We start from the raw sequence: 23,547 nt of genomic DNA on the forward strand, positions 1-23,547 counted from the left end.
CCTATGAAGAAACTTATACCCATCCTCCTCCTGATGATCAACCTGTGCTTCTCGCTGGCAGCAGTCGCGCAGAGTACGATAATTTCCGGCCACATTTTTGACAACGACTCCCAAAAACCCGTTCCGGGCGTCTCGGTTTCTGTAAAGGGCAAGAACACCGGCACGATCACGAATACGGAAGGTTTTTTTGAATTAAAAACCAATACCCCTGCGACGCTGGTCATCTCTTTTGTAGGCTATGCGCGGCAGGAAAAAGAAGTGGCGTCGGCGGAAGCGCTGCGCATTAACCTGGCACCGGCCATCGAGGAACTGAACCAGGTGGTGGTAACGGCTTCCCGCGTGGAAGAGAACATTTTACGCTCGCCGGTGAGCATCGAAAAAATGGATTCGCGCGCGATCCAGCAGACACCTTCGGCGAATTTTTATGATGGTTTGGTCAATCTGAAATCGCTCGATATGGTGACGAGCAGCCTCACTTACAAGCAGATCAATACCCGCGGGTTCAACACGACGGGCAACAGCCGCTTTCTGCAACTGGTCGACGGCGTGGATAATCAGCCTTCGGGGCTTGGCTTCGCGATGGGTAACCTCTTCGGGCCGCACGATATCGACGTGGAAAGCGCGGAATTGATCCCCGGCGCTGCTTCTGCCCTGTACGGGCCGATCGCATTCAACGGAATGCTCAATACACGCACCAAAAATCCATTTGAATACCAGGGACTTAGCGCACAGACGAAGTTTGGCGTGAACCACATCGGCGACGGCACCGGCCTGGGAGCCAAGCCGATGTACGACCTCGCCGTTCGTTATGCGAAGGCATTCAATAACAAGTTTGCATTCAAGGTCAATGCTTCCTACCTGAAAGGCACCGACTGGTATGCCAACGACTACACGGACATTGACCCTAATACGAACCCCGAAAACCGCGGCCCCAACAATCCCGGCCGCAATGCCTTGAATATCTATGGCGACGAGGTGGCGCAGACATTGCCGAACATCGGCCGCGTGTCGCGCACGGGCTATGAGGAAAAAGACCTGGCGACGTACGGCGTGTACAGCCTGAAACTCAATGCAGCCCTGCATTATCGCATTACCGACAAGCTGGAAGCCATTTATCAGGGTAATTACAATCAGGGTACGGCGCAATACACCGGCTCCAACAGGTTTGTGATCAACGATTTCAAATTCGTACAGCACCGGCTCGAATTGCGCGGCAGCAATTTTTACGTGCGCGCTTATACCAATCACGAGTATTCGACCAATTCCTATAATACCCGTGCATTGGGCCAGCAGATCAACCGGACCTGGGTGAAAGACCTGGCAGGCAACACGGTAGCGCCGAACAAGGCCGATTCGGTTTGGTTTGCGCGCTATACAGCCGCCTACACCGGCGCGATCTCAGGCGTGACGCAGCAGAGCCACACGGCGGCGCGCTCATTCGCCGACCAGGGGCGCATTCTTCCCGGCTCGCAGGCGTTTGACTCCGCCCGCGACCAGCTGATCAAAACGCGGGGACTGGCGGGTGCGGGTATTCTGAGCCAATGCAGCCTGAACCACATCGAAGGCATGTACGATTTCAGCTCCGCATTGAAAGTGGTCAATTTCCAGGTGGGCGGCAATTACCGCAAATACTTCCTGAATACTGGCGGTACGCTATTTGACGATAAGGACAAGAACCTCGCCAACGAAGAATACGGCGTGTTCGCGCAAGCTTCGAAATCGGTATTCAAAGATCATTTGAAACTGACGGTATCGGGTCGTTACGACAAAAACGAGAACTTCGACGGCCGCTTTACGCCCCGTGCGTCGGCCGTTTTCTCACCCAATGAAAATCACCATTTCCGCGCTTCTTACCAAACGGGCTTCCGTAACCCGACGATCGGCGACCAGTATATCAAGCTGAATGTAGGGCCGATCATCATTCTCGGTGGTGCGCCGGTGAATTCCACGGAGCTGAATGCCTATTCCAATTCGGTGACGATCGCTTCGTTTTCGGCATTTGCCTCGGCATTTGGTGCGGATATGGCCAAAGGAATTCCTTTTCCGCAGGCGGTGGCGAACAACAAGGATAAACTCGTGAAATCGAATGTGCCTTATATCAAATCGGAAAAGGTAAAAAGCTACGAAGTGGGTTATAAGGGATTGATCGCCAAGAAATTATTGCTGGATGTCAATTACTATTACAGCCAATACACCGATTTTATCATCAACACCGTGGTAGCTGCGGCACCGTCCGGCATCCTGGCCGCCGATGGCTCGGTGAACCAGGCGGCGGCAATGGAATTGCTCGGCTCCGGCCGTCAGTTGTATCAGTTGTATACCAATGCCAAAGACAAAGTGTCGATCCAGGGTGTAAGCGCCGGTTTGACTTACGCTTTGCCTAAAAGCTATAAACTGTCTGCCAATGCGACCTGGATCGATTTCAACATGGGCGAAGCCGATCCGAACAACATCCCCGCATTTAACACCCCGAAATGGAAAACGAATGTGATGTTCGGTAATGGAAAACTGACCGACCGCCTCGGTTTCAACGTGGCGTGGCATTGGCAGGAAGCATTCGACTGGTACGGCACATTCACCGAAATGCGCCCCGGCCGTGTGAATGCCTACAATCTGCTCGACGCACAGGTGAGCTACCGCATCCCGAGCCTGAAAACGGTGGTGAAACTGGGAGGTTCCAACATCACCAACAAGTATATCGTGCAGGCCTACGGCTCGCCCGCTGTTGGGGGACTGTATTATGTGAGTCTGAATTTTGACGAAATTTTCCGCTAGACCGCTATGGAGACATTGGAAATACATCGCGTGGAAAGTATTAGCGTAAGCCGGAAATGGCTGGCGTTCGCGCTGTGCGTCGTGGCGTACACGCTGAGCGGCACGGTATCGACATTGATGTCGGTGTACCTGCCCGTGGCCATTCCGGAGCTGAAAGGCGCGGCGGTAAGCGAGGCGGAACTGGGTGAAATAGGGGCTTATGTGAATGCGATCTACCTCTACGGCTGGATGTGCGGCGGCCTGCTGTTCGGCGTGATCAGCGACCGTATCGGCCGCAAAATATCGCTCACGCTCGTGACGGCATTGTACGGTCTTTCTACCTGCCTCGTCACCATCGTGCCCGACTGGTACTCTTTGCTCGCCATCCGCTTCACGGCCGGTATGGGCGTAGGCGGCGTGCTGCTGATCACGACGGTGTACATTTCCGAAATCTGGCACGACCGCGGCCGGGCGGTAATCCTGGGCGTGCTGGCCGTCTGCTTCCCGATCGGGATTGTGACCACCGGCAGCCTCAACCTGCTGTTTTCCAACTGGCGTACCGCATTCGGTATCGGGCTTATCCCGGTCGTGGCGGCGCTGCTGATTTTCCTGCTGTTGCCGGAATCGGATCGATGGAAGGGTGTAAAACAAGCTCGCGGAAGCCAGGAAAGCATTTTTGACGCCCATAACCGACCTAATGTGCTCAAAGGCTCGCTGATTTTCGGCGCTGTGCTGATCGGCCTTTGGGGAATATTCTCGTGGCTGCCTACGTGGGCACAGACGTTGCTCGCGAGCGGGCAGGACGGCCAGAAAGAGCGCGGCCTGCTCATGATCCTGCTGGGTATGGGCGGCATTACGGGCGGCGTTTTCTCGGGTATTCTCATGAACCGTTTCGGGAAACGCAGCACATTAATGGGCACCTTCGCGACCTGCGTCGTGATGTGCGGTATCCTGTTCGTCACCAACCGTACCTTTTCGAACATCATTTATTTCGAGACGGCGGTGCTGGCATTTTGTTTCGGGATCAGCCAGGGCGCATTGTCCAGCTACATTCCCGAGCTGTTCCCGGTGGCGGTGCGCGGCACGGCTACCGGTTTTTGTTTCAACGTCGGGCGGTTCTTTACGGCCACGGCGGTGTTTTTCATTGGCTCCCTGGTGACGGTGCTGGGCGGGTTCGGGAATGCCTTGCTGGTATTCTCACTGCCGTTCGCAATTGCATTGATCGTCACGTTCAGAAGCAAATGAATTGGTTTTGCGTATTATCATAGGTTAATATATTAGGCAAACGGGTTCGCCGCTTGGTGAACCCATTTCTTTTTTTAACTTGAAATACGCTTCGCCTCCCTCTCCTGATTTCTTTCAAACCTACTTATGAAGAAGCTCTTCTATCTCGGAATCATCGGCATTATCCTTTACGAAATCGCGAAAGTATACTTTATTATGCCTATGCCCGGCAGCCAGCGGATGAACAGCATCGATGCCGCCTATTTCCTGCATACCTGGCGCTGGCCGCTGCGGATGTTGTTCTGGGTAATGGTCGTCGGCGGGGCATTTTCCGTGTTTTCGGGTAAAATGAAATGGCTGCCGGCTATTTTTCTGCTTTTGGCCGCCGGGATTACCTATGCTACCAACTACGAAATGGCGGCAGATACGATGTTTTACCAGCCCTCTCAGGTGGTCCATCATAATGCGGCTGCCAATAAGGTGGATATGGACCGCCTTGTGATCGGCGTGGAGGCGAACGGCGAGGCCAAAGCGTACCCGATTCAGTACATTGGTTACCATCACCAGGTCCGCGATGTACTCGGCGGCAAACCCATTATGGTTACCTACTGCACCGTTTGCCGCACCGGCCGGGTTTTTGAGCCGGTGGTGGATGGCAAGCCGGAGGTGTTCAGGCTTGTGGGAATGGACCATTTCAATGCAATGTTCGAAGACGGCGAAACGGGAAGCTGGTGGCGGCAGGCCAATGGCGAGGCGATTGCCGGTCCGTTGAAAGGCAAAATGCTCCCCGAGCTCGCCAGTACGCAAACGTCATTGAGCCAATGGCTGAAATTGCACCCTAACAGCAAAATCATGCAGCCCGACCCGGTATACCAGGCCAAATACGATTCCATGAGCCGTTACGAATCGGGCAGGGGCAAGTCGGCGCTTACCCGCACGGATACCTTGTCGTGGAAGGATAAATCGTGGGTAGTGGGTATTCAGTCCGGCAGCGCCGCGAAGGCATTCGACTGGAACCGGCTCAAAAAAGAGCGCATCATCAACGCGCAGGTCGGTGCTACACCCGTTGCATTGGCCATCAGCGCCGACAACAACAGCTTCTTCGCATTCGACAAAGGTGCCGACCAGCCGTTTACCATTAAAAACGACACCATTTTCACACCCAACGGTGCCTATGACCTGCTCGGCAAACGCCTTACCGGCGCGGGCAGTGACCTGAAACGCATCAATGCCTACCAGGAATTCTGGCATAGCTGGCGCACATTCCACCCGGGTACCGGGCAGTACTGACGGCGTGAACGCAGACGTTCGCGCAATTATTTTACTAAAAACCTTAACGAAAGCTGCATATTAGGCGACCTGACACTCCTGAACCCGCTATTCGACAGGCTCGATACGGGAACAATCACCGTCCACCCCACCTGAACCCGGTTATCCAGCAGCTGCGGCAAATGTAACAGCACACCCGCACGGAGGTTCCATTGCTGAGGACGAATGTAAGTTTTCAGCGACTCCTGCCCTTTCACCTCCAGATGCGACTCGTCGACGACGGTCCCGGTGGAATAGGAGGTCTCTCGGCGAAGCAATGCGGACGAGTACCGGGCGTAGGAAACGCCGCCGACGAGCGACACCCAGCGCAGGGCCTGGTACTGGTATTGCAGAGAGAAATTCAATCCGAATGATTTGATAAAATTGGTATTGTGGGTAATCGTGTGAAAAAGCGAATCCGTAACACGTACCGTATCCACGCGCTGCGCGACCTGCTCTTTTTTGCCGAAATACGAATGCAGCGGATTGAGAATCAATGTTACCGAATGCCGGTTCCAGCTTTGGGACACAAACAGGCCGGGTATCGCTATCCGCCACGGATGCTTCACGCTGTCGGCGCCGGCAAAGAGGTAGTCCGTAGAGGCAAATCCCCGCGTGAGGTTCCATTCCGGCCCGAAATGCAGGCTGCTCAATACGGGCCGGCGCGCTTTCGGCAGCGGCTTCGCCACGGGTATGGCAGGTTTCTGAATGTATGGACCAAAATCTTTGACCGCACTGCTGAAATGTCCCGGAAGCGGGCTCAGGCTGCTGAGGGATATGGATTTTGCTGCCGTTGCCGGCGTGTTTTCCTGGCTAAATGATGCATTTCGTGCCGCTGGCAGCGTGCTGGGATCGACGGGGTTTTGATCGGGTGAATTGGCTCGGCCGCCCGGATTGATCTTGCCCTCCGCATTACGCCCGTTACCAAGGTTGTTTCGGCTGCCGGGCGTGTTTTCGCTGCCCGGGTTACGAGGGACTACCGGAGGGTTTTGACTGTTATCATGGTCGGTAATGCGCTCGTTGACGGTACTGCGCGAGTTTTCAATGCTGCCGGAATTTGCCGGCGTCGGCTGGACATTCGTTGCGCGCCTGCGTGCAGGTACATAGGTGTCTCGTGCAGGCGTAGCGCGGGCGAGCGCACTGGCGCTACGCGGGTTCGTGCGATGATTTTCAGCCCGGCCGGTATTAGTCAAGCGGCTGTCGGCTGCCTGTTGATGGTTAGCATTGTTTTTAGCTGATTGATGGTCAGGGGTATGTGGGTTTGTGTTTTCATTTGAGGAATTACCTGCATCAGAAATATCCTGTACCTTGGAATCCCCCGCAAGCGAATGCGCATTGGCTGAATCCCCATTCATCAAATTTTCCTCCACAAAACTTTCCCCGACAGAATCTTTCGCAGTCGCCAGAGCCGATTGCTTTTGGACAGCCTTCCCAACCGGCGCTTCCTGCCGGACGAGGATCAATGCAATCATCACCGACGTAACAACAGCGGAAGCGGCGATCAGGAAACCTTTGAATTGGGCAATTATTTTCAGCGCCTGTGTCAATTGGCCGGGATTGGGTGCTGGTTGGCCCGGATCAGGTACCGCCTGGCCTGCTGCCGCGCCCAGCATATCGTTCATCTCCGCCCAGGCGTCGTCCGCCGGCACTTCCGGGTCGGGCAGCGGGGCTTGGAGATATTTGTTGATATGTTTGCCTTTCCTGTTCATCAGAGGGATTTTTCAAAAATGATTCTCAGCCGGTTGCGGCTTTCACTCAAATGCCATTTCACGGTGCCTTCGCTGATCGTCAGCGCGTCCGCGATTTCCTTTACCGAGAACCCGTCCATATAATACAAGCTGCAAATGCGGCGTGTGGCAATGGGCAGCTGCATGAGGTACACGTGAATGTCGGTCCCTGAAAGCTGTTCGAAGGGGTTTTCCTGTGAAACGAAGCCCATTTTGTCCTCGATTCCCACGTAATCGAATGCCTGCGTCTTGCGGTCGCGGAGCATGGTGAGCGCCGCGTTGCGGACGGTGGTGTACATCCAGTTGAAGAACTCGCCCTTGGACGCGTCGTACTGCCCGATGTTGGCGAACACTTTGAGCATCCCGTTGTTGACCGCCGTGACGATATCGTGCTTGTCGTCGAAGAAATTTTTGCAAAGCGCGAACAGGACAGGGTAAAATTGCCGGTACAATTTTTCCTGACTCTGGCGTTCCTGACGCCTGCAACCCGCCAATATATCCGTTAATGGATTCAAATAGTACGCATAAGAAGTGTGGCCGGCCAGCCCCGGCCACACGGATTTTACACTAAACGCTTACAACTCTTTTTTGGTAAACACCACGCCGGTTTGATAAGGCCATTCGAATGTGTAGCCGGATTTTCCTTTTCGTGTCATCGTGCCTGTATAGACCTGGTCGTTGAAATGGATTTCCACCGTGCCGCTGAAATCAGCCGGAATGTTGTAAATCGACTGAAAGCCGGTACCAGGCGATTTTTCAGGCGAGTAACATCGAGCCCCCGTCAGCGTTTTGCCGATTTTGATCTGATACGAATTCCCGATTTTGCTCCACACGGCCGAAAGATAGTTTTGCGAACACGGATAGCTTTGGACGGTGGCAAATTTGAGGCCGATCATGTTTTCGACCGTATCCCCGAATGCTACGGGCGCCACATTCAAAACGTCGTTGGCCGCGAGCGGTTTCTCGGATGCGGGCAGCTGATACACCTGGTCGCTCACCTGTACGTCGATGAATGTCGTGTCATTACTCAGGCTGTCGATCGCCAAAACGCGGTATTTGCCGGCTTTTTGGAAATAGATAGTGGTTTTGATGCCCTTGTTGTGAGTTACTTCCTGCGGTAATACCCGCCATTTTACGAATGGGCTTTTGCCGTTGATCAATGTAAAAACTGCGGGGAATTTTTGCTCGATACCGGTCGTTTTTTCCGTGTAAATACGTCTTGTCAGGGAATCGGGCACGGCGGTGCTGTCAGTACCGGTGCTGTCGGTATGCGTGCTGTCCGCCCCCAGCGAGTCCACCCCCGTCCGCGCCGAAACCGGTGCTGGCGCATTTTCTTCCATTTTACTCCGCTCGCAGGCAACCATTTGGATCAGTATCAGCACAATGCCCCATACCAGCCATTTTTCTTTTCTCATGACCATCATTTGTTTAAGATTTTGAAAGATGTAATCAGGAGGCCTCCCTGTCAATAAAATAAACTGCAAGGAATGGCCGGAAGGTTGGGTATAGGGGAAAAAAAATCGTTTTACATTTACAATGAGTGACCTGACTAACCGCCTCATGAAAAAAATACTTGTCTATTCCCTGATGTTGCTGCTGTCGCAGTCCGTGGCTTTTGCGCAGAATTACGATGAATCCAAAGTGCCGCGTTACGTGCTGCCCGACGTGCTGAAAACCGCCGGAGGAAAAGTGATCCGCAATGAAGATAAATGGGAGAAACTGCGCCGGCCGGAAGTTTTAAAACTTTTTGAAAATAATATCTATGGCCGCATGCCGACGGATTACGATAGCATCCGCTACTCGCTCACGCAGGACGACGTGCCTGAAATGAATGGTAAGGCGACGTTGAAGCAGGTGGCGGTGACGGTTTTCCGTAACAGGCAATCGGTGCAGATCAATGTGGTACTTTTTGTTCCTACCCAGGCACGCAAGCCGGTGCCGGTGTTTTTGCTGATCAACAACCGCGGAAAGGAAAATACCGATCCGACGCGCGTGAAAAAGAGCGAATTCTGGCCCGCCGAAATGGTGATCGACAGCGGTTTCGCCATTGCCGCATTCCAGGTGAGCGACCTAGCGCCGGACAACAAGGACACTTATGCGAGCGGCGTTTTGCAAAAACTTTATCCCGAACAATTGAAAATGGACAACGGCATGAAAGCGATCGGCGCCTGGGCGTGGGGCGCGAGCCGGGTGATGGATTATTTTGAAACGGACAGGGATATCGACTCGAAAAAGGTGATCGTGGTGGGGCATTCGAGAGGAGGTAAAACATCGCTGTGGGCGGCGGCCGAGGACCAGCGTTTCGCGGCATGCATTACCAATTGCTCGGGCAACACGGGGGCAGCATTGTCCCGCAGGCAGTTTGGCGAGCGGATCAGCCGCATTAACGCCACGTTTCCGCATTGGTTTAACAATACTTATAAAAAATACAACGACAAGGAAAATGCGCTGCCGGTGGATCAGCACATGCTCATCGCGCTCATCGCACCCCGGCCCGTATACGCAACCAATGCCTCGAAAGACCTCTGGGCTGATCCCAAGGGAACATTCCTGGCGATGAAGGCGGCCGAACCCGTGTATGCATTATATGGTGTCAGGCCCGAATTGCCTTCGGCGCAGCCGGGTATTAATATGCCGAGCATAGGCGCGCATTTCGGCTATCATAACCGCGAGGGCGAGCATAATATGACGGTTTACGATTGGGGCAATTTCGTCCGGTTCGCGAAGAAATTCACTTCGGACAAGTAGCAGGTACGAAATTTTGACATTTAGAATGAATGGGGCCCGACGCGGGGCGCAAGACTTTAACCGGTACAGCAATGAAAGATAGAAAACTCCCCGAAGACCAGTCGCTGGTTTTGTTTACGGATATGAACGGTGTGCCCCGGGAGGGGACTTACAAAAAGGCTTCAAAAGCATTTATCGAAGCCATCGGCGACGAGGGGCCGGAAGATACGGGCAATATTTACCCGGAAGAGGACATTGTATCCTGGGAATACCTCGAAAAGAAGGACCGTCCGAACCCGGACATTATGGTCATCCTTTAAATAGCGAGCAGCGAGTTTCCTTTCGAAGGCGATAGTGCCGATGGACGTGAAGACTTGCGGACGATCAGCACATTCCGCGGATCGGCCGGGTCGATATCGACGGTGATGACCTTGCCGACGACGAGCTCTCTTTGGGATTCGGGAAAGGAGGCATCGAAATCGAATTCGACTACGACGGGCGTTTCGGACAGGATCTGTACCTTGAGACGGATGTTTTCGGTATAAAAAACGGAAGGGTTAATGGGCCAGGCTTCGAGGATAATGGCCTCGTACTCCCGGCCGTTTTTCAGTACCCTTTTCAATTTGCGGCTTTCGCGCATTTGAAACCAGTTCCCTCCGCCAACCAGCATAACGGCAGCCAGTACAGGCAAGGCGATGATGTAAAGTGTGAGCATAAGTATCTTGCAAATAGTGTAAAGGAGATACGAAAATGCAGGCTTGCAGGTGTAATGCCAAGAAACAGTTAGCGAACGGATCAAATAGGCTTATCAATCGGCAGGGATTTACCTTTGTCCTTTTACTCCCCACTTTTTTAAACCGGTATTTCAAATAACTCCCTATTTCCATCGGTGAATAGCTGAGTCCTGCCGGTTACACATTACGTGACCGATACGGCATGGCAGCGCACGTTTTTATTGGGTTGGAAGGTAGTACCAACCAAACCAATAGTCCTATGAATACTGCTCAAAAATTAGCCGCTTTCGCAGCATTGTGCTTCATGCTGGTATTTTCATGCAAGGAGAAGGAATTTGATTCGCCATACATTTCGATCGAATCACCGATGAAAAAGCAGTCGGTTGCAGGGAGTGACAGCGTGCGGATCAGGGCCACCATTACGCCGTCGGATTCAAGTGTGGCGAATTGGCGCATTATGGTTCAGGATAAGAAGGGAAGCGATATTTACGCTGCCACCGGTTATTGTGAATGCAAGGGCAAGCAGCCGCTGGACATCGAGAGGGCATTTGCGTATCCGGTGAATAAAACAACGGACATGGTAATGACCATCTGTGCCAATTTTACGAACGGCACCGAAGCCTGCGAAACAGTGCGTTTCGAAGTCACAAAATGACAGAGATTTCATCCAATGCATCTCCCGCAAACGAAAAAAGCACCGGTGACGGTGCTTTTTTGTGGGCCTGCTGGTTAACCGAGGCCAGCTTAGAGGAAAGGATAAAAATTCGTTACGAGCTGGCAGATCAGATTAGAATGGCCGGCAAATCGGCAGTGAATTGGAAACAATTGGAAGGTGCGCTTTCATCGAGCGGAATTGCCCTCATCTACAAATTTCTGCATAACAGTTCCCAAATAAATTCCTTGCACTAGGAGTTAGTTATGGTGGCAATAAAAGGTCCGTCACATTAATGACAAAAAACCCCGGTGGCAACTATACGGTGATAGTTGCTACCAGGGTTGCAAATACTAACAATTTGCCTTATGGGATAATGAATGTCTTTTCATAAACTTGGCCATTCCTTGAAACTGTTCGGAGAACGTATTTGCCCGATGAAAGTCCTTTCACGTTCAGAACACGACCGCTTTGTTTGAAAGTTCTCACCTGCTGGCCCGAGAGATTAAAAATCTTCACTTCGAGCATACCGTTTTCCGGCAAATCTAGGTTAATGTTGCCATCCGTAACCGGGTTTGGATACAGCACCAGACTCGTCGTAGCCGTCGGAAAATCTACGACGACAATACGGCTGTATTGATAGCTGCCATCCCAATCCAGTTGTTTCAGGCGGTAGTAGTTCTTGCCTGCTTGTGGAGTCTCATCCGAAAATCTGTATTGCAGCAGTGCGTTGCTGTTACCATCTTCTGTCTGACCTCCCACGAAACCTACGGTCTGCCAGCCAATGTTCACGCCGCCGCGTTGGATTTCAAAACCTTTATTGGACGATTCTTCAGAAGTATCCCACGTTAACAATACAGAGTTGCCTCTTTTCGCCGCGTCGAATCGTATGAGTGTGACAGGTAGCGCCGTTTCATTCGTTGTTGAAATGTAGACGAATGAAGAAAATGAGGTAATGTTATCAAACTCAACGTATTTAATACCATCCTCTACACCAGTGCGACTTGGAACGAGCTCTATTGCATTTGCCGGGTTCAGGAGGCCGTCTGCATTGATGTCCGCACGGGCAGCGTTGGCATCGCCTTCAAACTTGAACCAGCCATTTCTTTTAGCTCCTCCAACAATGGTTGCATCCAATTCGCTCTGGCTGTAATACACCCGCACTTTTACGCCTGTGTACGTGCCAGTTCCCGCATCGACCACCGTGGCGACGCGAGGCATTAATCTGGTATGGATTGTACCATTAAACTCTGCACCTGCCGGGTCTATGATTACGTTGAGGTTGTTCAGCTGGGCAGGTGTCATACCTTGGACAGCAAGGTATTTGTCGGTGCCCGCTGTTTGTTTCGCATAGTACCAACTATTGGAAGCACAAGTCGAGAAGTCTGGCGCAGCAGTGACCGTGGCGGGAAGTTGTACCACGCCCGGGGCCCATCCGTTTACCTTACCAAAAGCGAAATAACTGACCCCTGCCGGGAATGTATGTCTCACCTCGTAATCGGTCCCGTTTTGTGTCAGCGCCACCACGTACTGGTTTGTAGTAAACCCGGCGTCATCGGCCAGAATCAAGACAAATTGACTGCATCCTTCGCTAGGGAAAGTTGTGCTACCTACCGACGCCTGCGGGAAGCGGATCAGCACTTCCTGCCCCATAGCGGTATTCTGGACTTTCCACGCCCGTTTCGTCATGCGGCCGTTGTCCGTGCTTCCATTGTACAGAAATGCGGAATAGCTGCTGCTACTGTTGGTCATCGCCTGCGTTTGGCCATTATCGCCCCAGATCAGGAATTGGCGGTTGGCGATTGTGCCAGGGTTTGCAGTGTTGGTGGCAGCAATTTGTCCCAATCCGATAGTAACCTGGTTGTTGGTATTGGCATGCTGGCTGCGGCTTTGTTTCTGGTGCAAATCCGAGATGTCGTCTCTACCTAAACCTGCCACGTTGTTGTAAAACGAAGCGCTCGAAGCGGCATACCATATTGTGTCTCCGGCAGATGTAATGTAGTTGTTGGTGTTGCTAAGCGTAACGCCATATTTAACCGCCAGGTAGGAATCCACTTTATTACGTTCGGCCGCGGTAATGATACCTGCACCGTAAATAATGGTTTCTCCTATGCTACCAATGAAGCCGCCATCGTCCCCCGAAGACCCCGCACCATTGTTGGCGCCGAAGATGTGGCCTCCAGTGACTTCGCCTATTGCACCATGGACGTAAGGGGTTCCGTTGTTCGCTCCGTTAAGTCCTTTACTTACACTGGTGTTGGTGAAAGTATGGTACATGATGCTTGGGGCGTTGGTAGCAAAATTTGGATTTCCGCCGCCAATGCCGCCGTTTACTACCAGATTACCGGTGTTAGTGCGTCTGGCAAATGCCCCACTTTCGTATAACCCGGGCTGATCCCAGTTGGTGCCGTTGAAAGTGGTGTTATCCATTCCTATATTGAAGAATCTTCCGCCTCCACCCATGCCTTCTTTGGTCAAGGTAAAGATGTCGAAATTCAGTGATGACAGCGTTTGAACACCGATGTTACCGATCTTTTGGTTAGTCGCCGTGAAGTTTGCTCCCGGATTGAAGTTGAAATAATCTGCTGCTCCCGTTTTGAATTTGGGAAGCGGAGAACCTGCGATTTGTGTTGAAATTACACCTGATGCATAGTCCGTCCAGGAAGTCAGATCCGTCGCGTCACCCGTATTTACCGCGTCTATATCGGCACGGTACCAATGAGAAAGTCCAGCGAATACGCCACCCGGCGCATGTTCAACAGCCGTCGCGAAAGTGAAATACTGGGCGTTTGACAAAGTGACATCCGCGTAGTTATAAGTTACCCCGTTGATCGTTTGACTATTAGAAGCCATTGGCGTAAAGGTATCCGAACCGTCGAATGTTTCGTCACCGCTTTGCACGAGTGTCAGGTTATTCAAGCCGGTGGGCCAGGCAATCCTGACAGTTCCAACACTGCTGGTATTCTGCACCTTCCAGATGGCTTTAAAAAGCAAATTAACGCCGTGGCCTAGTCCCGCACTGTAATTACCCGGAGCTTTGGCTAGGCCATTGTCGCCCCAGATCAAAAACTGGCCTTCGGTAAGGCCTGCTGTATTGCCTTCATTGGTATTGCCTAAGCCGGTAGTCCCGATGGTCACTTGCTGGCCTGCATTGGCGCTGAAAGATTGCTTCTGATGCAAGGCACTGTTCTCGTCCCTGGCGATACCGGCGATGTTGTTATTGTAACCCGCATTGGTCGCAGCATTCCAGATTACCGCAGATTTACTACTGAGGTAATTGGGCACACCCGTTTCCGCATCGTTGCTCAGCGTAATGCCGTACTTGATGGCCAGGTACGAATTAATCCGCTGCTTTTCATCACCTGCGGAGTTCTGATGATCTGTGCTGTACGCAAAGACCTCGGAAATTCCTCCTTGATACAATTCGTTACCGTTTCCGGTCAGGCTAATGCCTTCGGAACCAATTGCGAAATTATTGGCGTCGTTAATATTGCCGATATTCGTGTTGGTACTGCTGTAAATCTTGCCGTTCAGATTGAGGTACATGCCATTGTTCGCAGCGCCGCTGCCTTTCCATGCCATTCCCCCTATGTGGGCAGGGGTTGTATTCAAGCCTACATTCTCATTGATCGTCACTCCGTTGTCGCGGGCCACATAATAATTGTTATCGCCACGCACGAGGTTCGGGTCATCGTCGCCCCAGCCGTAAGCTGTCCGGAAACCGCCCGAAGCCGAGTTGTACATGACGCCATAAGTTGAGCCTGGACTGGTCTGCGACGGAAAATAGGCATCGTTGTCGCGATAGAGAAAGTCGTTGGAACCGTCGAAGTAATAGAATGGATTGAAATTGAATGAATAGGTTTTGCTGTCAGCAGCATGTGTTGCATCTGTTATCAGGCTTGGCTGGTAGGCTGCATTATTATTCTGGGAAACGTCCCTCCCATTAACGGACATGTCTTTCCATACATTTTTAGGACCGGCCGGGTTAGCACCGTCGTTGGCTTTATGCCACATCAGAAGGTTTGCTGCTACTCCGCCCGGAGCCTGTACGAAGGCTGCGAATGTGAAAAACTGCCCGTCTGCTAGGCTGACATCCGCATAATTGTAAGAGATACCGTTAACAGTCTGCGTTGCGCTCATGTCGGTCGAGGGATCGGAGCTATCGATAGTCTCATCAGAGCTCTGGATCAGTTTCAGATTTGTCAATCCTGCCGGCCACGCAATGCGGACCGTACCAACGCTTCCGGTCCGCTGAACTTTCCAGATCGCGGCAAACCGGAAATTGATGCCCGGACCAGAAAGGGCTACTGCTGGGGCTTTAGGCAGACCGTTATCACCCCATGCCAAAAACTGGCCCGGGGCGAGCTCCACAGAATTCACGGCATTCGCGTCGGCCAGGCCGGTTGTGGAAATCAGCACCTGTTTGCCGTCGTTGACACTTTTTGACTGCTTCTGGTTTTGCAGACTCCCCGCATCACGGGCTATACCTGCAATGTTATTGTTGTAGCCTGTGTTCGTGCCCTGGTTCCAGAAAATGGTCGTACCATCGCTGGCAATATAGTCATGGGGCAATGTGAGGCCGTACTTGATAGCAAGATAACTCCTTACGCGGATCTTTTCTGCTTCGGTCAGATCGCGCTCGTAGGCAATCACTTCGCCTATCAGACCGTTTCTGACCTCCGGCTGAGAGCCCAGCACAGCGCCATTGGCGTGATCTGCATTGCCGGCGGTGAACGTGTTGTTCACTGTGCCGTTCTGCCCGTTCTGCCCATATTTAATCCCCGCTGTACCCACGGTGAAGGAGACGTCATTCAGGTACATTTTCCCGACCTCTACCTGCGGTAATCCCGCATTGGTAATGTAAGGATAAATGACAACGTTAGAAGACAGATTAGTAAAAACCGGCGAATTTGCATTGATAAGCCCGGTGCCTGTTGTTGTTGCGCCAAAGCCGATGATGTCCGAATAACCCGAAACATTTCGATTGAGCGACATGGTAAAGAGTGTACTGCTAGTGCCATTTGCGCTATAAGGCCTCCCTGCCGGTACTACCATAAACCGGGCGTCGGAGCCGGTCGTACCAAAGTCAACGGCCGAATTGAAATTGTACAATTCTTGAGACGATGCCAGGAATGGCTGCCGGCTGGCATTGGATTGCGTGAAATCGTTGCCTGATCCTGACGCATCTGTCCAGGTGGACGGGGAGAAAGTCTCTGGTCTGAGCCAGATCTTCAAGTTGGCGGAGATGCCCCCGGGTGACTGTGCCTTGGTCCCGGAAAGGCCAAGCATCGTCAGTGCAAGAGCCGCCAAGCCACTTCGTAACTTTTTGTTCATATGTTGGTTGTTTAATTGAAAAAATCAATCCGTTGCGTTGGATGAGGGGGATTTTGAGCAGTAACTAAGTGTATATAGCGAAAAACTAGGGCAAAAAAGGCTCATGCATATGGCAAACGAATTGCTATATACGTAGGTGCGTTAAGATCGGTGTTTAGTAGAATCTTTTCGAATCCAACAAGGCAATCATGGCAAGGGACGTCGGATTGGGGCGTTTATAGTTATGTAGACATAGTTATATTTGAAACTTTGAAATTTGTTGATCGTAGTTGCAAATATTTCTGCATTGTTTGCAACTGGCGTGTGGTAATCTTGTCAATGATGTGCGTTTTTTTGTTCAAACTGACCTTCGAAGTTGGATGTTGCCCCCTAACCATCCGGCGGAGCTCATTTGTCGACCGAAATTTCCAGCGAAGTATCCTGGTTTTTGAGCGTTTCGGCAAGGTCTATGATATTATGCACTTTTGTCTTTCTGTAAATGTTCGATTTGACAGTGCTGATCGTTGAGCTTCTCCGATCCAATGTATGGGCTATTTCGGAGGTGGTCATTCCCCTTATCAGGCAGCCGGCAACCTTTCTTTCCAGCCCTGAGAGCGCCATTGTACGCGGTTGTTTATGACTGGAACGTTTTTGGGTAATAAGCCGGTAGGCTATTTCGCTGTTAACATAATGCAGCCCGGCCGCTAGTGAATTGATGCACATATCCAGGTCACGCTCATCGAAATCTTCGGGCAGGTATCCTCCGATACTGTCCTGAAAAAATGTAATAAGGAAGTCCAGGGACCTGCGGTTATCGTAAACGGCAATCCCCGCGAACTGGCTATATCGCCTCAGTCGGTTGGCCAGGTTAATGATTTCCAAGTCTGAGTGACCTGCCCCCGAGAAAAAAATGATTTCCGGTTCTTGTCCGGCGTACTTTTTTTCTAGCTCCTGACAACTGGACGCTTCGATTACAGTCAAGGATTTACGTGTTTTGGACAAAATATACCTGAAACCTTTTCTGAACAAAGGCCGGTAATCAACAACAGCAATTAAGTCTACGTTTACGTAGACGGGAGATGAGCTCATCATTCAAAATACATTTTATCTTGTATTAATTGGCATCGCAATATTTCTATTTCATTGGAAAGGGAATGATTGAAATGTTGTCAATTTTGTACGATTATATTATCGGCACTTTATCAGGAAATCTTCCGCTTTACTATAATATCCGTGTTGCACGGCGACAGCTAGTGAAACTTACCCCAATCACGCCTATTTGCTGGGCTATACCTTATTGAGTATTTTCTACTACCAGGTGAGTCTCATGTATCGATAAGGATGCCGCAAAAAAACGGATGGCTATAACGTTTTAGGACCCGTGTCTTGGCGCGTCGCGCTACATATCTTGGTCATTATCTTGTCAATTATGTGCATGTTTCTTGTATAAACTGGTTTGCACCATAAACCACTAAATGCAAATTGATTCGAGGTGTTTAAGTTTGCCCTACCTCAGTTGAATGAGAAAAAATTCGACACACCATCCGACTACCTGCATTGAAATCTGTCTATTTCATCGAATTGTTGCTATGCATCTTCTGCTTGCAATACGAGCAGGTTCCTATCGGAATTTTACGACAGGTTGTAGAAGGCGATAGCATACGATTTTTGAGAGCTCATTCCCCATGGTGGCAAGAGTGGTATTGGGTGTTTTGCTGCGTTGTGGTTTTGGGAGGCGTTATTCACTTGCACTTACGGTTACTTCGAGTGAAGGCAGCCCTAAAGGAAACGAGCGAGCGCTACGAAACCAAGGTAGACCATTTCGCAAAAATATCCCGGGATGCACGCACACATCTTTCACTCATCGACGCGCGTATCGAAAAGGCATTTCGTCTGGTGACAGATGATCAGATGGCAAGACATCATTTGGGGCAAGCCAGGAGTAACTCGCAGCAGCTCATCCAGCTTTTGAACGGGTTCCTCGCCTACGAAACGATGGAAAACGGGGGCCTGAACAATGATGGAGAATGGGATGGCCAAACTCTTTTCCCGCCGGGCGCCACAACGGGCAGCAGCCGTTTTTCTCGCAACGAACTCGCTATGGACGAAGCCGTTTTCAAAGATTCCCCGGGCTTTCACGACGACGAAATCAACGAGCCGGAGCCTTCGGCGCGGGCGGAGAAACGTTATAGCGTATTGCTCATTGAGGATAATGAGGAACTCAGAGCGTTTGAGTCTGAACTGCTTTCCCGAAAGTATCAGGTGATGGAAGCTTCGAACTGTCCCGACGGTTTAAAGTTGGCGCTTATCAATCTCCCTGACCTAATTTTATGTGATGTGGAACTGCCGCAACAGGGTGGGATACAAATTTGCAGCCAGTTAAAGGCGGATACGCGTACAGCTCATATTCCGATTATCCTTCTGACCGGACAAAATGCATTGGGCCAGGTAATTCAGGCACTTCGGGCTGGGGCGGATGACTACCTGGTTCAGCCTGTCGACATCAACATTTTGTTACTAAAAATACAAAATTTGATCAATGCCCGTACGGTAACCAAGGGTTTAAATGGAAATGGCCAGTCTGCTGGTTCAAATGAATGGATAACGTCCGGTGCCAACGAAGAATTTATTGAAAAGCTTCGTAGTTTGCTGATACAAAACATCTCTCAGCCCAATTTTGGTGTTAACGAATTGGCATTTCAAGTCGGCATGAGCGTGTCGGTTTTGTATCGCAAAGTACGATCGTTAACGGGTATGACCGTTAACGATTTTATGAAGACTGTTAAAATGGAGAGGGCCCTTCAGCTTTTAGAGTCAGGTGGTTACCAGGTAAATGAGGTCGCGTTGATGGTAGGTTACGAGAGTGTCCGCTATTTCAGCAACGAATTCAAAAGGATTCATGGGAAAAACCCTAGTAAAGTTCGAAATCAGTCCGGAGGTAATTGACTGCTGTCTTTCTCGCGACTAAGCTTCTTTCGACCATCTGCGAACTTAACATATATTTGCCACTATGAATTTGTGTGGTCTCTGCTTGCTCGTCCTAAGAAAGATCCCCTACAGCCGCCCTTTCAATATGCCGGTCTATCAGCGTGTAATGTCAATAATGGTCTGCTCGTTAGTGTTTTTTGCTAGTGCATACGGACAGGTTTTTAAGAATTTCCGGGAAGTAAACGGAGTTGCGTTGTCCACCACATTAGGGATTACGCAGGATGAACAGGGATTTATGTGGTTTGGTACCGAAGCGGGACTTTACAGGTACGATGGCCGAACGTTCAGCGTATACCGGTCCGACAAGCTGAACAATCCGAAGTTTATAAGAGACCTGCTGACTGATCCCGAGGGAAATCTCTGGATCGCTTCGACGACATCCGGTTTATTTCGCTATGACCCGAATACAGACAGTTTTAGGCAGTTTGAACATGATTCATCGAACATTAATTCCCTCTCGCACAGTTCTGTAAACTGCGTTTTGGTAGACCGGAAAAAGCAAATCTGGGCAGGTACCCAGCATGGCTTGTCACGAATTATAAACGACCACGGTAAGATAAAGATCACGCGGCATTTGCTAACTGAATTCTCCGGCCTAACCTTGCTGGTAAGATCACTTTCCGAAGATAACGCCGGCATGATCTGGATGGCAACTGCTGATGGACTGGTGAAGATGCGAAATGACGGGAGCAAGCCGAAGCTGTACCGAATTCCGACACAAAAGTCAGAAGTTCAGGTAAATGAACTCATTTTCGCCTACGCGGACAATAAGGGTACCATATGGGTGGGAACAAATGGGGGGGTATATCAATTTGACCCGAATTCTGAGGAGTTTAAATTCCTGGAAACCCTCCGGGCTCCCAACGGGGAATTTCCCCGTGCCTCCAAAATGGTGCCTGATGGCAGAGGCAAATACTGGATAGCGACGTATTCAGGTCTTGCGCATGTAGACCCCGTCACTTTGAAAGCCGATTGGTACACTAATCGACCCGGCGACCCCAATACCATAGCCAACACCTCGATTTTCTCCTTGTTCAGGGACCGGCAGGGTGGCGTGTGGAGTGGTTCCTTTTACACCGGTGTCAGCTATCTCCATTTTGACTCCCCCAGATTCACTACCTGGCCATTCGGCCCCGATGATTTGCGCATTCGTTCGTTCTCTAACGCTTGGCTGGGAAAAGGCAAATCCAAAAAAATTTGGGCTGTTTCTGCTAACCAGGATAAGCTTCTGGTCTTCGATATTTACGGTAAGAACCCCTCAGTATTCACATTAAAACTTCCCGTAGGCGCCGATTATTATTCATTCTATCTCGATGAAAATGATGTGTTTTGGGCCGCAGGCAATGCGGTATTGACAAGTTTTAACCTACGCACAGGAAATTACAAGCATTACTCGCTTACGATTGAAGGTGCCACTACCCCTGTAAATGCCAGGACTTTCACCATTTTAAAGGATAGCAACGGACGTTTCTGGATCGGGGGGTATTATGGCCTGCTTCTGTTTGATGAAAAGCGGGGAACATTTGTTAAGCAAACCCGGCCGGACATCAGCGTCCGTCATATTTTCGAAGATTCGCGGCGGAATATCTGGATCGGTTGTGCGAACGAAATTTATCGGATCAATCCAGGCAATGGTTCGGCACAAGCGCCACCGCTGGAGAAAATCTCTGTTGGGCAGGAGATAACCAACTACTTTTGGCGGATAGCCGAAGATCAGTATGGAGACATCTGGGCGGCGGGAACCTCCTCACTTTTTTTATATTTACCCAAAGGCAACCGGTTTGAACCAAACAAAGACGTTCCCGGAGGCAATATAAAGGACGTGGTACCGGATAATCAGGGTTACCTGTGGCTCAATTCTGCCCAACAGCTTCTGAGGTACAACCCCAAGAATAGGAGGGTTCAGTCTTATGGCTACGATGACGGTTTACCCCAAAATAGCCAGTTGATCCAAGCTACCGGCGTTCATGACGCGGATGGGCGCCTTTATTTTGAGACAAATCAGGAAATGTTCTCGTTTGACCCGGCGGCTATTGCTTTGAATGAAAATATTCCTCCCATCAGGCTGACTTCTCTAAAACTGTATAACAAGGAAGTTGTCACCGGCGACAGTACCGGGCTTTTGCCGGAACCTTTCTGGAAAACCAAGGAGGTTACATTCCGGCATGACCAGAGTATTTTTACGATCGATTTCGCGCTGCTGGATTATGTTCGCTCTGCTCATAACAACTATGCGTACAAAATCGACGGCATAGACCGAGATTGGAATTACGTCAGGATACCTTCCGCTACCTACACAAATTTGCCGTCGGGAACTTATACTTTTCAGGTCAAAGCTGCCAATGGAGATGGTTTCTGGGTAAAAGAACCATTGCAGTTGAGAATCACCATCCTGCCGCCCTGGTGGAAAACCTGGTATGCCTATCTTTTTTATTTCATTGCAGCAGCCGCGAGCATATATGCGGTCAACCGTTTCTTCTGGTTACGGTCTTCATTTAGGCAAGAAACGGCGATGAACCAGGCCAAACTGGACTTCTTTACGAACGTTTCGCACGAGATCCGGACTCACCTTTCGCTGATCAGCGGGCCATTGGAGCAGGCCCACCAGCAACTGAACGAAGGGGAAAATCCTGCTGATTACGTAAATTATGCCAGGGACAGCTCAGACCGGCTGATGTTGCTGGTCAACGAATTGCTAGATTTTCGTAAAATCCAGAGCGGCGGCGTCCAGCTCCGGGTGCAACAACACGACGTGATCAGGATTGTAAACAGTGTTATAGCTGCATTTGAGCATATCGCCAGGGAAAAGGGAATCAACACATCACTTGTTTGTCAGGATACCCCCGTCCTTCTTTGGTTGGACATCGCCCAAATGCAGAAGGTGTTCTATAATTTGCTGAGCAACGCCTACAAGTTTACGCCTGAGGGTGGGCAGGTGACGGTACGAATTGTTGAAATGTCCAATGAAGTAGCCATAACCATAGAAGATACCGGAAAAGGTATTTCAGAGGAGCATTTGAAGAAGCTGTTTACCTATTACTATCAGGCCGACTCTGGGAAGCCGGGTTACGGAATAGGGCTTGCCCTGTCTAAAAGTATTGTAGAGCAACATCACGGTTATCTTACCGCCGAAAGTCGGCTTGCCACTGATTCAAGGCCTGGAAGTACTTCGTTAACGATCCGTTTGCTGCGAGAAAACCGCCATTTCTCTCCAGATCAGATTGGGATGCAAGATACTGGCCTTCTGAGCGGTGAACTAATCAATGCCACGGGGGTACCTGCCAGAACCGACATTGTATCTGCGAAACGATCTAACACGATCCTGATCATTGAGGACAACGAGCAGCTGCGCGCATTTATCAGGGATCTTTTTCACGCAAATTACAACGTTCTGGAAGCAGAAAATGGGCTTCGGGGTCTGGAATTGGCCGAAGAACATCTTCCCGATATTATTTTATCCGATGTGATGATGCCCGAAATGAATGGTCTGGATTTGAGCATGCGGCTGAAAACCAATTTAGCGACCTCGCACATCCCGGTACTCTTGCTGACGGCCCGGATGCAAAGCGAGCAGGTCATCGAAGGTTTGCGGGCAGGTGCAGACGACTATCTGATCAAACCATTCGACTCACGGGTTTTACAATTAAAGGTCAACAATCTGATCCGCTTACGGGATGAGCAAAAAGAGCGGTATAGAAGTTCGATTTCTGCAGAAGATCCGGATCCCGGCCGCAGCATCGCACAGGATGTAAACGAAGCTTTCATTGTGAAGCTGAAATATATGGTCACGGAAAGTATATCCGATTCAGACTTTGGGGTCAACGAACTGGCGAAACAGGCTGGGATGAGTGTGTCAGTTCTGTACCGGAAGGTTCGTTCGCTGACAGGGATGACGGTCAACGATTTTGTGAAGACGATCCGGTTCAATGAGGCGAAAAAATTACTGGAATCGGGTGTTTACAACGTCAGTGAAGTAGCTTCAATAGTTGGATATGACAGCGCAAGGCATTTCAGCAACGAGTTTAAAAAGGTTTTTGGTCTAAATCCCAGCGAAGTTAGGAAGAGCAACTCCGTGTAAGCAGATCAATTTTCTTGGAGTTCGAAGACTTGCAAGCTTCGA

At 50.6% G+C, this 23,547-nt stretch carries 14 protein-coding genes; 8 read left to right on the forward strand and 6 right to left on the reverse strand.

The features are described 5' to 3' along the window. The first annotated feature begins 3 nt into the window (after window positions 1-3). From H144_RS0101345 to H144_RS0101355, 3 genes are all read left to right on the forward strand, one after another. A complete protein-coding gene (locus H144_RS0101345; RefSeq protein ID WP_019940225.1) occupies window positions 4-2,775 on the forward strand; it encodes a TonB-dependent receptor in 2,772 nt (923 codons plus the stop codon). A gap of 6 nt (window positions 2,776-2,781) precedes the next feature. Then, complete coding sequence (locus tag H144_RS0101350) at window positions 2,782-3,999, forward strand: MFS transporter (protein WP_019940226.1); 1,218 nt, start codon at window positions 2,782-2,784, stop codon at window positions 3,997-3,999. A 126-nt stretch (window positions 4,000-4,125) separates the two neighbouring features. Continuing rightward, window positions 4,126-5,268 (forward strand): DUF3179 domain-containing (seleno)protein, encoded by a 1,143-nt coding sequence (locus H144_RS0101355; RefSeq protein ID WP_026350308.1) that lies wholly within the window; start codon window positions 4,126-4,128, stop codon window positions 5,266-5,268. Between the two features lie 26 nt (window positions 5,269-5,294). On the opposite strand, the gene H144_RS0101360 is transcribed toward H144_RS0101355, so the two are convergent. The 3 genes from H144_RS0101360 to H144_RS0101370 are packed head-to-tail and all read right to left on the reverse strand — an operon-like array spanning window position 5,295 to window position 8,428. Then, window positions 5,295-6,995, reverse strand: a complete 1,701-nt coding sequence (locus H144_RS0101360; RefSeq protein WP_019940227.1) for a hypothetical protein — start codon at window positions 6,993-6,995, stop codon at window positions 5,295-5,297. After that, the gene (locus H144_RS0101365) at window positions 6,995-7,528 is read right to left on the reverse strand and encodes an RNA polymerase sigma factor (RefSeq protein ID WP_026350309.1); all 534 of its coding nucleotides are present in this window, start codon (window positions 7,526-7,528) and stop codon (window positions 6,995-6,997) included. The genes H144_RS0101360 and H144_RS0101365 overlap by 1 nt, the downstream gene beginning before the upstream one ends. A 60-nt stretch (window positions 7,529-7,588) precedes the next feature. Further along, window positions 7,589-8,428, reverse strand: a complete 840-nt coding sequence (locus H144_RS0101370) for a hypothetical protein (RefSeq protein ID WP_026350310.1) — start codon at window positions 8,426-8,428, stop codon at window positions 7,589-7,591. Window positions 8,429-8,573: 145 nt separating this feature from the next. Between H144_RS0101370 and H144_RS0101375 the strand changes: the two genes are divergently transcribed. Both H144_RS0101375 and H144_RS0101380 read left to right on the forward strand, forming a co-directional pair. Further along, window positions 8,574-9,761, forward strand: a complete 1,188-nt coding sequence (locus H144_RS0101375; protein ID WP_229207822.1) for an alpha/beta fold hydrolase — start codon at window positions 8,574-8,576, stop codon at window positions 9,759-9,761. A 71-nt stretch (window positions 9,762-9,832) separates the two neighbouring features. Further along, the gene (locus H144_RS0101380; protein WP_157504391.1) at window positions 9,833-10,060 is read left to right on the forward strand and encodes a hypothetical protein; all 228 of its coding nucleotides are present in this window, start codon (window positions 9,833-9,835) and stop codon (window positions 10,058-10,060) included. Here the strand turns inward: H144_RS0101380 and H144_RS0101385 are convergent. Beyond that, on the reverse strand, window positions 10,057-10,455 hold the full coding sequence (locus tag H144_RS0101385) for a hypothetical protein (RefSeq protein WP_019940232.1): 399 nt from the start codon (window positions 10,453-10,455) through the stop codon (window positions 10,057-10,059). The genes H144_RS0101380 and H144_RS0101385 overlap by 4 nt on opposite strands. A gap of 278 nt (window positions 10,456-10,733) precedes the next feature. Here H144_RS0101385 and H144_RS0101390 point away from each other — a divergent pair, with 278 nt between their 5' ends. Next, window positions 10,734-11,129, forward strand: coding sequence for a hypothetical protein (locus H144_RS0101390; RefSeq protein ID WP_157504393.1), 396 nt, complete (start codon window positions 10,734-10,736; stop codon window positions 11,127-11,129). A 363-nt stretch (window positions 11,130-11,492) separates the two neighbouring features. Here the strand turns inward: H144_RS0101390 and H144_RS0101400 are convergent, their stop codons facing one another. Beyond that, the gene (locus H144_RS0101400; protein WP_026350311.1) at window positions 11,493-16,460 is read right to left on the reverse strand and encodes a T9SS type A sorting domain-containing protein; all 4,968 of its coding nucleotides are present in this window, start codon (window positions 16,458-16,460) and stop codon (window positions 11,493-11,495) included. A gap of 387 nt (window positions 16,461-16,847) precedes the next feature. After that, window positions 16,848-17,321 (reverse strand): helix-turn-helix transcriptional regulator, encoded by a 474-nt coding sequence (locus tag H144_RS0101405; protein ID WP_019940236.1) that lies wholly within the window; start codon window positions 17,319-17,321, stop codon window positions 16,848-16,850. Window positions 17,322-17,996: 675 nt separating this feature from the next. Between H144_RS0101405 and H144_RS33750 the strand changes: the two genes are divergently transcribed. Both H144_RS33750 and H144_RS0101415 read left to right on the forward strand, forming a co-directional pair. Next, window positions 17,997-19,385 (forward strand): response regulator, encoded by a 1,389-nt coding sequence (locus H144_RS33750; protein WP_169409360.1) that lies wholly within the window; start codon window positions 17,997-17,999, stop codon window positions 19,383-19,385. Window positions 19,386-19,620: 235 nt separating this feature from the next. Further along, complete coding sequence (locus H144_RS0101415) at window positions 19,621-23,505, forward strand: hybrid sensor histidine kinase/response regulator transcription factor (RefSeq protein ID WP_229207823.1); 3,885 nt, start codon at window positions 19,621-19,623, stop codon at window positions 23,503-23,505. Window positions 23,506-23,547 lie beyond the last annotated feature (42 nt).

This window comes from Dyadobacter beijingensis DSM 21582, from assembly GCF_000382205.1.
In the GTDB taxonomy this organism is placed as follows: domain Bacteria; phylum Bacteroidota; class Bacteroidia; order Cytophagales; family Spirosomataceae; genus Dyadobacter; species Dyadobacter beijingensis.